Origin of the sequence: Pseudarthrobacter sp. 1C304 (genome assembly GCF_052245515.1) — a bacterium.
Classification (GTDB): domain Bacteria; phylum Actinomycetota; class Actinomycetes; order Actinomycetales; family Micrococcaceae; genus Arthrobacter.
The window spans coordinates 374,295-386,824 of sequence record NZ_JBQQCH010000003.1 but is presented as its reverse complement, the minus strand read 5'-3'; the positions used below and the strand labels follow the sequence as shown (position 1 = coordinate 386,824).

The 12,530-nt window shown below is 68.6% G+C and carries 12 protein-coding genes and 1 other RNA gene; 7 read left to right on the top strand and 6 right to left on the bottom strand.

The window, feature by feature from the left end:
• Positions 1-24: 24 nt before the first annotated feature.
• A complete protein-coding gene (locus ACTWQD_RS09320) occupies positions 25-789 on the bottom strand; it encodes a YaaA family protein (RefSeq protein WP_443195853.1) in 765 nt (254 codons plus the stop codon).
• 34 nt (positions 790-823) lie between these two features.
• Positions 824-1,720 (bottom strand): alpha/beta hydrolase, encoded by an 897-nt coding sequence (locus ACTWQD_RS09315; protein ID WP_443195852.1) that lies wholly within the window; start codon positions 1,718-1,720, stop codon positions 824-826.
• 72 nt (positions 1,721-1,792) lie between these two features.
• On the opposite strand from ACTWQD_RS09315, the gene rnpB reads away from it, so the two are divergent.
• Positions 1,793-2,186: RNase P RNA component class A (gene rnpB / locus ACTWQD_RS09310), an RNA gene on the top strand.
• A gap of 213 nt (positions 2,187-2,399) precedes the next feature.
• Positions 2,400-4,010 (top strand): GMC family oxidoreductase, encoded by a 1,611-nt coding sequence (locus tag ACTWQD_RS09305; protein WP_443195851.1) that lies wholly within the window; start codon positions 2,400-2,402, stop codon positions 4,008-4,010.
• Between the two features lie 27 nt (positions 4,011-4,037).
• Here the strand turns inward: ACTWQD_RS09305 and ACTWQD_RS09300 are convergent, their stop codons facing one another.
• Positions 4,038-4,868, bottom strand: coding sequence for a glycerophosphodiester phosphodiesterase (locus ACTWQD_RS09300; RefSeq protein ID WP_443195850.1), 831 nt, complete (start codon positions 4,866-4,868; stop codon positions 4,038-4,040).
• 260 nt (positions 4,869-5,128) lie between these two features.
• On the opposite strand from ACTWQD_RS09300, the gene ACTWQD_RS09295 reads away from it, so the two are divergent.
• From ACTWQD_RS09295 to ACTWQD_RS09285, 3 genes are all read left to right on the top strand, one after another.
• On the top strand, positions 5,129-6,625 hold the full coding sequence (locus ACTWQD_RS09295) for a glyceraldehyde-3-phosphate dehydrogenase (protein WP_443195849.1): 1,497 nt from the start codon (positions 5,129-5,131) through the stop codon (positions 6,623-6,625).
• 84 nt (positions 6,626-6,709) lie between these two features.
• Positions 6,710-6,919: a hypothetical protein gene (locus ACTWQD_RS09290; RefSeq protein WP_443195848.1), complete on the top strand. Its 210-nt coding sequence runs from the start codon at positions 6,710-6,712 to the stop codon at positions 6,917-6,919.
• A gap of 100 nt (positions 6,920-7,019) precedes the next feature.
• Positions 7,020-7,823, top strand: coding sequence for an HNH endonuclease family protein (locus ACTWQD_RS09285; protein WP_443195847.1), 804 nt, complete (start codon positions 7,020-7,022; stop codon positions 7,821-7,823).
• A gap of 1 nt (position 7,824) precedes the next feature.
• Here the strand turns inward: ACTWQD_RS09285 and ACTWQD_RS09280 are convergent, their stop codons facing one another.
• Entirely contained in the window at positions 7,825-8,799 is a 975-nt protein-coding gene (locus tag ACTWQD_RS09280; protein WP_443195846.1) for a 1-phosphofructokinase family hexose kinase, read from the bottom strand.
• Positions 8,800-8,951: 152 nt separating this feature from the next.
• On the opposite strand from ACTWQD_RS09280, the gene ppk2 reads away from it, so the two are divergent.
• Together ppk2 and ACTWQD_RS09270 are read left to right on the top strand one after the other, a co-directional pair.
• Positions 8,952-9,884, top strand: a complete 933-nt coding sequence (gene ppk2 / locus ACTWQD_RS09275) for a polyphosphate kinase 2 (protein ID WP_443195845.1) — start codon at positions 8,952-8,954, stop codon at positions 9,882-9,884.
• A gap of 48 nt (positions 9,885-9,932) precedes the next feature.
• On the top strand, positions 9,933-10,637 hold the full coding sequence (locus ACTWQD_RS09270; RefSeq protein WP_443195844.1) for an alpha/beta fold hydrolase: 705 nt from the start codon (positions 9,933-9,935) through the stop codon (positions 10,635-10,637).
• Positions 10,638-10,647: 10 nt separating this feature from the next.
• Here ACTWQD_RS09270 and def read toward each other — a convergent pair whose 3' ends face one another.
• Positions 10,648-11,220, bottom strand: a complete 573-nt coding sequence (gene def / locus ACTWQD_RS09265) for a peptide deformylase (protein ID WP_443195843.1) — start codon at positions 11,218-11,220, stop codon at positions 10,648-10,650.
• A 47-nt stretch (positions 11,221-11,267) separates the two neighbouring features.
• Complete coding sequence (locus ACTWQD_RS09260) at positions 11,268-12,422, bottom strand: acyl-CoA dehydrogenase family protein (RefSeq protein WP_443195842.1); 1,155 nt, start codon at positions 12,420-12,422, stop codon at positions 11,268-11,270.
• Positions 12,423-12,530: the final 108 nt, after the last annotated feature.

The following is a 12,530-nucleotide window of genomic DNA, read 5'->3' as shown; positions in this document are numbered from 1 at the left end:
CCTGACCGCCGGCGGGTTGTACCGCTAGCCGGGCAGGATGATGTTGAGGGCGTGCGGCTTCCGGGCTGTGCCCTCGACGAGTTCCGCGGTCCACTTCTCGGCCGCGGCCTTGTGAAGCTGCGCGGGGGTCTGCGGCGCCTTGCCCCGCCGGACCAGCAGGTGCCGGGCGAGCTCGCCGCGGGTGTGTTTGGCGAAGTGGCTGACCACCTTCCGCACGCCGCCCGCCTCGGTGAACACGTTCACGGCAACGGTTTGCTGCGGCGGGGGAGCCCACGCCGCGGCGTACGTGCTGGAGCGGCAGTCCACCAGCAGCTCACCGTCCACGGCCGCCGCGAGGGCAGCCGTGAGCTGCGGCTTCCAGAACGACGCAAGGCGTCCGACGTCGGGCAGTGCGGTCCCCATGGAGAGCCGGTAGGCGGGCACACAGTCGCCGAAGCGGATGGCTCCCCAGAGCGCGGAAATCACCAGGACAGACTCATCGGCCCTGCGTTTTTGCGCCGGCGTCAGGGTGTCGTAGCCCAGTGCGTCGTACAGAACGCCGGAGTAGACCTGGTGGGCGGGGGCCGCCGGCTCGGCGTGCAGCCGGGTGTTGCGGTCGACGTCGGCCTGCAGCGAGGGCCCCACGCCCAGGAGCGACAGCGCGTCCTGGTGGGCGCTGACCGTTCCGAGCCCGTCCAGCACCTTGGCCCGGCAGGCGTTCAGCGCGGGAAAGCTCAGGGCGGACCAGTCGATGGTGTCGCCGGCCGTGGCGGGGGTCTTGCCTTCGGAGGGCGGGAGCAGAATCAGCACCGGTCAATCTTAGCGGTGCCATCCTGTCGCGGGCTCAGGCCAGGTGGCGGCCCAGGAAGGCCAGCACGTCGGGCATGATCGAACGCCAGTAGCTGTCGTTGTGCCCGCCGGGCTGAAACCCGCCCTCGACGGGGCCCGGCAGTCCGGCGCGGTAGGCACGAACGGTGGCGGCAAGTTCGTCCCCGGTGCCGCAATCAATCCTCGTGGGCAGCGCCGCGAGCCGGGGCCGGAGCGCGAACACGTCGTTGGCCGCGAAGTCGGCCGGCCCGTCGAAGGCGCCTTCCATCCCCGAGTCGTAGTTGTCCCACACGGCCGGACTCATGGCCGCGACGGCCCGGACGCCGGGCAGCCGGCCTTGGGAGGCGAGCAGGAGCGAGCCGAAACCGCCCATCGAGAGGCCGAAGAGACCGATGCTGCCGAGGTCGTAGCCCCGCTGGCCGAGGAACGGCGCGAATTCCTGCACCAGCATCGCCTGGGTGTCGGTGCCGTTCGCGCGGGCGTGCCACCAGTTGTCCCCGCCATCCACGGCAGCGAGCGCCATCGGCGCCCCGCCGGCGTCGAGGTGCCGCCGCAGGGCCTCGTCGGCGGCGAGGCCCTGCAGCAGGGCGGAGTGGTCGCTGCCGAGTCCATGCAGAAATATCGCCACGGGCAGTTCGGGCTGCGCGCTGCCGGGCGGCATTTCGGGAGCGGCGAGGGACCAGTGCGTGGCGACCCCGGGCCGGTAGGCCGAGACAAACTGGCCCGTGCTGGTGCGGACGGCCACAGGGGCGGGCCGCGCTGGAGCCGGGTCCGCCGCCGGGCCGGTGGGGGAGTCCGTCTCGACAGGGGTGAGCCCGGCCGTGCACGCCGTGAGCGCGGCCGTGCTCACCCCTGTCGAGACAGTTGCGGCCAGTTGCAGCAGCCGGCGCCGGGACAGGACGGACGGATCCATGCCCCGATCTTAGGCCCGGCCGCCCGTGGTGTCGCAGGACAGGTCTGCGCTGACCGTAGAATGGACTGCGGATGGGTTGACCAGGCGGCCGCGCGTCACGCAAGTGGCTCGAGGAACGTCCGGGCTCCGCAGGGCAGGGTGGTGGGTAACGCCCACTCGGGGTAACCCGCAGGCCAGTGCCACAGAGAACAGACCGCCTGCATGCGGCGCGTGCCTGCACGCGCGGCAGGGCAGGTAAGGGTGAAACGGTGGTGTAAGAGACCACCAGCTTCCCGGGTGACCGGGAAGGCTAGGTAAACCCCACCCGGAGCAAGGCCAGACAGGGCACGTTTGAGGGCTGCCCGCCCGAGTGCCCGGGTAGGCTGCTGGAGGGCGTCGGCAACGGCGTTCGTAGATGGATGGCCGCTACTCCCGCGCTGGTAACGGCGCGGGAACACAGAACCCGGCGTATCGGTCAACCCATCCCACTACTGAATAGTTGCGGTTGCGCCAGCGCGGCGCCGCGGGCTCGCGATTCCTGCGCCCGGTTCCGGCCCGCCGGGACGCTTTTCCGGCCCCGCCGGCCTCCTCCCGCGGTACTGCGGGCCAAACTGATTGCTTGACATCCCTTCTGCCTAACCAGAGACTGCAAGGAACGCTTCAAGCGACGGTGGATTTTGCGAACAGCATAGGAGCCAGAATGCCGGATGACGCAGCATATGACTATGTGATTGCCGGGGGCGGCAGCGGCGGCAGCGTTCTGGCCGGCAGGCTCAGCGAAGATCCCTCGATCCGGGTCCTGCTGCTTGAGGCAGGCAGATCCGACCGCCACCCCTTCATCCACGTCCCCTCGGGCTTTCCGAAGCTGAAAGGCAGCCCCTACCAGTGGGACTACGCCAGCATCCCGCAGCAGCACAGCAACGGGCGCTGCATCCCGCTCACGCAGGGCCGCGTCCTGGGCGGCGGGGGCTCCATCAACTCGCAGGTCTTCACCCGCGGCGTCGCTGAGGACTACGACAGCTGGGTGACTGACTTCGGCTGTGAGGGCTGGTCCGCCTGCGAGGTGAACGAGTACTTCGTGCGCTCCGAATCGAACAGCCGGCTCTCGGCACCGCACCACGGGACCGACGGCCCGCTCGGGGTTTCCGACCCGCAGCGGCCGCACAAGCTGTCGGCGGCGTTCGTCAAGGCCGGCCAGGAGTTCGGGCTGCCTTACAACAGCGACTTCAACGGCGCCGACCAGTACGGTGTGGGCTTTTACCAGACCACCACGAAGAACGGCCGCCGGTGCAGTGCTGCGGTGGCCTACCTCAAACCCGCACGGAAGCGGCCCAACCTGACTGTCCGCGCCAATGTGACCGTTTCCAAGGTGATCATCAAGAACGGCAGGGCCGTCGGGATCCAGGCGATCGAGGGCGGCAGCCTGCGGACGTACAGCGCCAACCGCGAGGTGATTGTCTCGGCCGGCGCCTTCGGTTCGCCCAAGCTGCTGCAGCTCTCCGGCATCGGCGACCCGGCGGACCTGGCGGCCGCCGGCATCGACACCGTCCATGCGCTGCCGGGCGTCGGCAAGAACCTGCATGACCATTGCGACGTCGACATTGTCTACGAGCTCAGGGATTACCACAGCCTGGACCGGCTCAACCAGGTGCGGCCGGCGACGGTGCTGGCCGGCGTCGAGTACCTGGCCTTCCGGTCGGGCCCTTTTGCCTCAACGCTGGTCGAGGCAGGGGGGTTCAGCTACGCCAACACGGACGAGAAGAGCCCCGACCTGCAGTTCCACTTCCTGCCGGCAGCCCGGGTGGGGACGGCCGCGGAGGCACTGAAGCCCGGGTTCGGGGCCACACTGAATTCCTACTTCCTGCGGCCCCGCAGCCGGGGAACGGTCCGGCCCTCATCCTCCGACCCCAGCAAGCCACTGCTCATCGACCCGAACTACCTCGCCGATGACTACGATCTTGAGATGTCCATCGCCGGGGTAAAGCAAAGCCGCGAGATCATGAGCCAGTCGTCCATGGCGTCGCTGGTCAAGGCGGAGCGCATCGGCGACGGCACACGCGTGGAAACCCGCGACGAGTACGTGAACTTCGTACGGTCCTACGGGCGGACGTCGTACCACCCGGTGGGCACCTGCGCCATGGGAACCACTGACCAGTCCGTCGTCTCGCCGCGACTGAACGTCCACGGGCTTGAGGGTCTGCGCGTTGTCGACTCCTCGATCATGCCGCGCCTGGTCAGTGCCAACACGCAGGCGCCCACCATCATGATCGCGGAAAAGGCGGCGGATATGATCCTCGCGGACGCCAACTAGAACGTTTCTGCTGAAGCCGGGGCCGGATCAGCGCGTTTCCAGCTGCTCTGCCAGCTCCCACGGGGTATCGGTGAAGACTCCGTCGGCACCGCCGGCCCGCAGCCGGGACGCGGTTGCGGCATCGTTGACCGTGTAGGGCCACACGGTCAGGCCGGAGTCCTTCAGCCGCTGCAGGTACTCCGGGCTGATGCCCTTGTGCGGGCCCACATGCCCGATTCCGGCTGCAGTGATCGACGCCGGATCGGGCTCGTCGCCGTCCCTCACGAGGTACAGCACCTGCAGGCCGTGCCCGGCCAGCGCCTGGGCTGCGGGGAAGCTGAAGGTCTGCACCACCACTTTCTCCTGGATGCCGCGCCGCAGGATGGACTGCGCAAAGGCAGCGAGGTCGATGGCGGGGTCCTTCACCTCGGGGACCAGGACGTTCCGGCCGCCGTACAGATCCAGCATTTCTTCCCATGTGGTGGGTGTGCCCTCGGCGCCGCCCGCCGGGTGCCTGATCCGGGCCGCTCCCCACTGGGCCGGAGTGATGTCGCCCGGGCGGCCGGTGACTCCCGTCATGGTGCGTTCGGCGGCGTCGTCATGCAGCGGGACAAGCGTGCCGTCCCGGAGCTGGCGGAGGTCCGTCTCGATGGGAAACGCCGTCTTGCTGACGGCATCGAAGGCTTCCGCCGAGGACTCCGGGTAGACCAGCGCGCCGCCCCGGTGCGCCACCAGGGTGAACCCGGCCGCCGTCGGAACTCCGGGACGGGCATCCGACGGCGGCCCCGGCGACGGCGACCCGTCCGGCGCTCCCTGGCCGGCCGCCGCGCAGCCGGTGCACAGCACAACGGCTAGTACCAGTAACCCCATCTTGACCATCGCCCCAGCCTAGCGGGGCAGGAACCGGTGTGAGTCAATTCACGCACGGCCGGGCACGGGTCCTGCCCGTCCGCCCGTAGAATGGATGGTGAACGTAGAAGTTCTGCCGCCGGGTCTGCGTTCGCAGCCGGCGGTTTTTCTTTGCTCGTCGCAGGCGCCCCGGGGTGGACCGAATCCCCGGCGCCGAGGTGCCGGACAACCTCCGGCAGCCGACTTCCGCATACGAGGGCGTATGTGGTGGATTCTAGGAAGGTATTTCTGTGAGCCAGACGTCAGATTCTTGTCTTGATACGTGGATGGGCCGGGAGGCGCTCGCCGAGGCCATGATCCCGGTGATCGGCCGGCTGTACCGTGAGAACAACGTGGTGACGTCCATCCATGGCCGCAGCCTGATCAACAAGTCCACCATGAACATCCTCAAGGCGCACCGCTTCGCCCGCCGGATGAGCAAGGAAGAACTGCGCCTCGAGGAGACCGCTCCTCTGCTGGACGCCCTGACCAAGCTGGATCTCGGCGCCGCGGCGATCGACATCGCCCGCCTCACCGAGAAGTACCGGGTTGAAGGCAACGGCGCCAGCCTGGATGAGTTCCTCCGGAAGGAACTCGCCGAGGTGGTCGGCAAGCGCGGCGGCGACGACCGCACCAGCACCGACGTCGTTCTCTACGGCTTTGGCCGCATCGGCCGGCTCCTGGCCCGCCTCCTGATCGAAAAGGCCGGCGGCGGGCACGGCCTGCGGCTGCGCGCCATCGTGGTCCGCCGCGGGTCGGACAACGACCTCGCCAAGCGCGCAAGCCTCCTGCGCCGCGACTCGGTCCACGGTTCCTTCGAAGGCACCATCAAGGTGGACACCGAGAACGACACCATCACCGCCAACGGTGTCCAGATCCAGGTCATCTACTCGGACAACCCCGCGACCGTGGACTACACCGCCTACGGCATCCACGACGCCCTGGTTGTTGACAACACGGGACGCTGGCGCGACGCCAAGGGCCTGTCGCAGCACCTCCAGAGCAAGGGCGTGGCCCGCGTGCTGCTCACCGCTCCGGGCAAGGGCGAGCTGAAGAACATCGTGCACGGCATCAACCACACCGCGATCACCGATTCGGACACCATCGTCTCGGCCGCCTCCTGCACTACCAACGCCATCACCCCGGTCCTGAAGGCCATCAACGACCGCTACGGCGTGGTGCACGGCCACGTGGAGACCGTCCACTCCTTCACGAACGACCAGAACCTGATTGACAACTTCCACAAGGGTGACCGCCGCGGCCGCTCCGCGGCGCTGAACATGGTCATCACCGAGACCGGTGCCGCCACCGCGGTGGCCAAGGCCCTGCCGGAGCTCCTGGGCAAGCTGTCCGGAAGCTCCATCCGGGTCCCCACCCCGGACGTGTCGCTGGCCATCCTGAACCTGAGCCTGGAAAACGGCACCACCAAGGATGAGGTCAACGACTACCTGCGGGAAATGTCGCTGCACTCGGACCTCCGCAAGCAGATCGACTACATCGATTCGCCCGAGGTGGTCTCCACCGACTTCGTCGGCTCACGCCGCGCCGGCATCGTCGACGGCCTCGCCACCATCTCCAACGACAAGAACGTCATCCTCTACGTCTGGTACGACAACGAGTTCGGCTACAGCTGCCAGGTGGTCCGCGTGATGGAGGAAATGGCCGGCGTGAACCCGCCGTCGTTCCCCGCCAAGGACGCGGCCGCCACCCTGGAGGCTGCCGGCCTGCCCGTTGAGGTCACGGCCTGACGCTCCGGCCCTGAAAGCTGTCCTGTTCTGTCTTTCCCGGCCGATCCTCTGGAATCGGCCGGGGAAGGGCACCACAATGGTGCAATGGAACAGAACTCAGCAGTGGAGCACGAAACCACCCTGGAACATGCGCTGGATGTCGCGCGGCGGAACGCCAAGGAAGCCAAACGGCTCCTCGACGACGCCCGCGCGAAGCACGCCGCCGGTGACGTCGATGACGCGAGGGTCCAGCAGCTCGAATCGCTGGCGGCCCTCGCCAACGAGGACCTCATCCGGGTGACAAAAGAGAATTGACAGGCGCACTCGTCCTCCACGCTGTGGACAACCCCGGCAGCATTGGGGGAGCGGCCTAGGCTTTTGGGGTGGAGAGTTTTCGCTCCGTCCCGGAGCCGGCATGACGCTCACGTGGGCGGAGTTCCGGAAGGAACGACGGCGGTCCCGCCAGGCGTGGGCGCTGCTGGCTGCCGCTGCCCTGGCTGTTGTTGCGGGGCTCGGCTGGTTCTTCACCGCAGGACAGTTCGCCGCCGTTGGGCCGCCGGCAGACGGACCCAGCGAGGCGCCAGTGCTGGCTCCCGGCTGGATGGAGGCCGTCACCTCCGTGCGGCAGGTCCCTTCGGGTTCCGCCGCGGCGCTGCTGGACACGCTCCCGGTCAAGGGCCGGGCCAGCCGGGACAACTACGACCGCAGCGCCTTCGGCCAGGCGTGGCTGGACGTCGACCGCAACGGCTGCGACACGCGCAATGACATCCTCCGCCGCGACCTGGCAGACGCCACGTTCACCGCGGGGTCCCGCTGCCTGGTGGCCGCCGGATCGTTCCGGGAACCCTATACCGGCCATGAGGCAACCTTCCGCCGGGGAGCCGAAAGCAGCGCAGCGGTGCAGATCGACCACGTCGTGGCGCTGGGGGATGCCTGGCAAAAGGGGGCCCAGCAGCTGACACCTGCACAGCGCGAGCACCTGGCGAACGATCCGCTGAACCTGATCGCCGTCGACGGCTCCGCCAACCAGGACAAGAGCGCCTCCGACGCCGCTACCTGGCTCCCGCCCAACAAGAACTTCCGCTGCCACTACGTCGCCCGGCAGATCTCCGTCAAGGCGGCGTACCGTTTGTGGGTCACGCCGGCGGAGAAGGACGCCATGAAACGGATCCTCGGCTCCTGCCCCGGCCAGCAGGCGGTGGTCGCGGCGGCGCGGTAGGTCAGGCGCTTCCGTCCCGGGCCTGGGCGGCGAGTCCGGCCTCCAGCCGCTCCACGTCCTCGCGGTGGCAGAGCTCGGTGGCGGCCGTCGTCACCGTGGCGCTTCCGGCGGCGACGGCGGCCCGGAGCGCCTCCTCGTGCGTGCGGCCCTGCGCCAGGCGCAGCACGAACGCGGCCAGGAAACTGTCACCGGCCCCGACGGTGCTGCGGACCGTCACCTGGGGCACAGCCATCCGGAGAACGCCCGACGCCAAGGCGAGCACGGCCCCTTCTCCGCCCAGGGTCAGGGCAACGTGTTCCGCGGAGCCGTCCGCCACCAGCGCCCTGGCCGCCTCAACCTGGCTCTCGGCGCTGTCCAGGGGTTTACCGACGTGCAGCCCCAGCTCGCGCCGGCTTGGCTTCACCAGGAACACCCCCTCGGCGAGGGCCTCAGACAGGGCCGGGCCGGAGGCGTCCACGATGCACCGCGCACCATGCAGGCGAGAAAGCCGGGCCACCTGGGCGTAGAAGTCCTCCGGCACGCCGGGCGGGAGGCTGCCGCTGGCCACAACGTACCCGCCCACCGGGATCGAATCCGCCACGAGCGCCAGGCACAGACGCCACTCGGGCTCACTTAGTTCGGGGCCCTGCAGCACGAAGCGGAACTGCCTGCCCGTCGTCGTCTCGTCGACGGTGAAGTCCTCGCGGGTACTGCCCTGGATGGGCACGGCGAGGGTGGGGACGCGTTCTGCTTCGATCAGCCGGCGGTACGCCTCGCCGGTAGGTCCGCCGGCGGTGTAGACAGCCAGGGTCCGCCCGCCCAGGCGTTGCACCACCCGGGACACGTTGATGCCGCCGCCGCCCGGATCCAGCCGGCTGGTGTGGCAGCGCAGCTTGTGGCCGCTGATGACCTCCTCTGTCGCGGTGCTGACGTCCAGGGCGGGGTTCACCGTGAGCGTGAGGATGGGCTGCATCGCTGTCCGGGCTGGGGGTTCCATGGCCCCAGCATAGGAGCCCGGGTTCCCGTTGTCCCGGGTGGACGTGCCCTTGTGGGCCGCCGGCCGCTCCGCGAGAATGGGCGCGGCGGGCAAAAGTGGCAGGTCTTGCGACTGGAAAAGTCCGCCACGCCGCAGGGAACGGGACGGGAACCATGGCACATCCAAAAGGCGGGTCCGGCAAGGCCGGCAACGGCAGAACCGGCTCCGGCAGGGCCGGCTCGGGAAAGGCAGGCTCGGGCCGGAAGGGCGCCAAGGGCGCCAAGGGCGCCCGGGAGCGCCCCGGGCGGTTGAGCCTCGCTGTCTACGAGGCCGAGCTGGTCCGTCTCCAGTCCGAGCTGGTGGCGCTGCAGGAATGGGTCCGCAGCACGGGCGCCCGGGTGCTGGTGATCTTCGAGGGCCGCGATGCCGCCGGGAAGGGCAGTGCCATCAAGCGGGTCACCGAATACCTGAATCCGCGGGTGGCGCGCATTGTGGCCCTGCCGGCCCCCACGGAGCGGCAGCGGGGCGAGTGGTACTTCCAGCGCTATGTGGCGCATCTTCCCGCCGCGGGCGAAATCGTGCTGATGGACCGCTCCTGGTACAACCGGGCCGGCGTCGAGCATGTCATGGGGTTCTGCACCCCGGCCGAACATAAACGCTTTATGGCCCAGTGCCCGGTCTTTGAGCGGCTGCTGATCCAGGACGGCATCCTGCTGTTCAAGTACTGGTTCTCGATCAGCCATGCGGAGCAGGAACGGCGGTTCAAGTCCCGGCTGGACGACCCGCTGCGGCAGTGGAAGCTCTCCCCGATGGACCGTGAGGCGATCCTCCGCTGGGAGGACTACTCGCGGGCCAAGGACGACATGTTCATGCAGACGGACACTGCCGAATCGCCGTGGTACGTGGTGGAGGCAGAGGACAAGCGCCGGGCCCGGATCAACATGATCGCCCACCTGCTGTCCAGCATCGACTACACCGAAGTGCGGACCGAATCAGTGACCCTGCCCGAACGGCCCAAAGCCGTCAACTACACCCGCCCGCCGCGGGAGCTGTTCCGGTACGTGCCTGACCACGCCGGCAAGCTGGAGCGGCCCGTCGAGGGCTGATGGTCAGATCCCTGCCTTTTTGTCGGACCGGGACGGTAGGGTACCGGCATGGACATCATCCTCGTACCCGGATTCTGGTTGGACGCCGCATCGTGGGAGGAGGTCACCCCGCCGCTTGTAGCGGCCGGGCACCGGGTCCACCCGCTCACGCTGCCCGGGCTCGAATCGGCGGACGCGCCGCGCGCCGGCATTGGCCTGCGGACACACATCGAGGCTGTGGTGGATGCCATGGACGCTTTTGAGGCCCCGGTGGTGTTGGTGGGCCATTCAGGCGGCGGCGCCGTCATCCACGGCGCCGTCGACTCCCGCCCGGACAAGGTCCGCCGCGCCATCTACGTCGACAGCGGCCCGCTCGGCGACGGAGGCGTGATCAACGACGAGCTGCCCGACGACGGCGACGACGTGCCGCTTCCCCCGTGGGAACTTTTCGAGGACGAAGACCTCACCGACCTGGACGAGGAACTGCGGGCCCGGTTCCGGGCCCGTGCCGTCCCGCAGCCCAAGGGCGTGGCGCAGGACCGGCAGCGGCTGCACGACGAGCGCCGCTACGATGTCCCCGCCACCGTCATCGCGTGCGAGTTCCCGTCCGCCATGCTCAAGGAGATGATCGACGCCGGCCACCCGTATGTTGCGGAGCTCGGACGCATCCGCGACGTCGACTACGTGGACCTTCCCACCGGGCACTGGCCGCAGTTCACCCGGCCTGCCGAGCTGGGCGCGGCCATCCTGGCCGCCGTCGACCGGACGGCGTGATTTCGGGTCCCTAGTGGCCGAAGGGGTCCGGGTCCACACCCGGCATCCAGGTCAGTCCGGGCACGCCCCAGCCGCTCTTTTTTGCCTGCTTCAGGGCCTTGCGGGCGTAGCGGTCAATCAGGCGGTTGACGTACAGCTTGCCGTCAAGGTGGTCATACTCGTGCTGCATCACCCGGGCGAACCAGCCGGTCGCCTCGAACGAGACCGGGTTGCCGTCCCCGTCGAAGCCCTCCACCCGGGCCCACTCGGCGCGTTTGAGCGGATACTGCCCGCCGGGGAAGGACAGGCAGCCTTCCTCTTCCTCGTCCGGGTCCGGCAGCGCGCCGGAGACCTTGGAGAGGGTCAGCACCGGGTTGACCACGACGCCGGTGGGCGGGGCGCCGTCGTCGTTCTCGTATTTGTAGACGAACAGGCGTTTTCCCACGCCCACCTGGGGTGCGGCGAGCCCGACGCCGTTGGCGGCGTCGTTGGTCTCGAACATGTCGGCGATCAGGGTCCGGAGTTCGTCGTCAAAGACTTCGACCTCGGCGGCCCGGCGGTGCAGGACAGGCTCACCCCAGATGGTGATGGGCAGAACGGTCATGTCAGGAAAGGTCCTCTGGTGCTGGGCTGTGATTTGCGGGATGCCGGTCAGTCCGCGATGGTGCGGCCGACGACGTCGCGCATGATTTCGTTGGTGCCGCCGAAGATGGTCAGCAGCCGGGCGGCCAGGTAGGCCTGCGCCACGGGGTACTCCAGGATGTAGCCGTAGCCGCCGTGCAGCTGCAGGCAGCGGTCGGTGACGGACTTGGCGCGCTCGGACGCCCACAGCTTGGCCCGGGCGGCGCCTGCGGCATCGAGCTCACCGGCGTTGAAGGCCAGGACTGCCTGGTCCACGTACGCCTCGGTGACCTCCACCTCGGTGAGGATGTCCGCGAGTTCGAAGCGGCTGTTCTGGAAGTCGATGATCCGCTCGCCGAAGGCGTTGCGGTCCTTCGTGTAGCTGACGGTGGCCTCATAGACGGCGCGGACGACGGCGGAGCTCGCCACAGCGATCGCGAGCCGGCCCTGGGGGAGCTGCTCGGCGGCGTACTGCAGGCCCTTGCCCTCTTCGCCGACGAGGTCGCCGTGCGGAACCCGGACGTTGTCGAAGAAGAGCTCCGCGGTGTCCGAGGCCTTCAGGCCCATCTTGTCCAGCTGCTTGCCGGTGTTGTAGCCCTCGCCCTTCTGGACCATAAACAGGGAGAAGGAATCGGCGTTGCCGCGGCCGGTGCCGCCGTCGGTGCGGGCCAGGACGAGGGAGGCGTCACCGGAGATGCCGTTGCCGATGAATGTCTTCTGGCCGCTGATCAGCCAGCCGTCGCCGTCGCGGACGGCCTTGGTGCGGATTCCCCGGAGGTCCGAGCCTGCGCCGGGCTCCGTCCAGGCCACCGACGTGACCTTTTCCCCGGAGACCATGCCGGGAAGCCAGCGGCTCTTGAGGTCATCCGAGCCGTAGGCCAGCAGGTGGGGGAGGACCAGGTCGTCGTGGAGGTGGAAGGCCAGGCCCACGGCGAGGTGGTTGCTCCTGGCAAACTCCTCATCCAGCACTGCGCGGAAGCGGTAGTCGCTCATGCCCATGCCGCCGAATTCCTCGGGGACCGCCAGGCCCAGCAGGCCCTGCCCGCCGGCTGCCGTCCACAGCTCCCGGGACATGATGTGGTCCTTGTCCCACTGGGCGTAGTGCGGCGCCACCTCCCGCGTGTTGAACTCGGCCGCCACCTCACGGAACATCTCGTGGTCTTCTTCAAAAAGCTTGCGCTTCAAAGCGGTTCCTTCCGTTCAAGGTTCCTGGCACGGGCAACTGGAGAGACAACAAAGGCCGCACCGGATAACCGGTACGGCCTTTGAAAAGGATCGGACAATTCCTGCCGT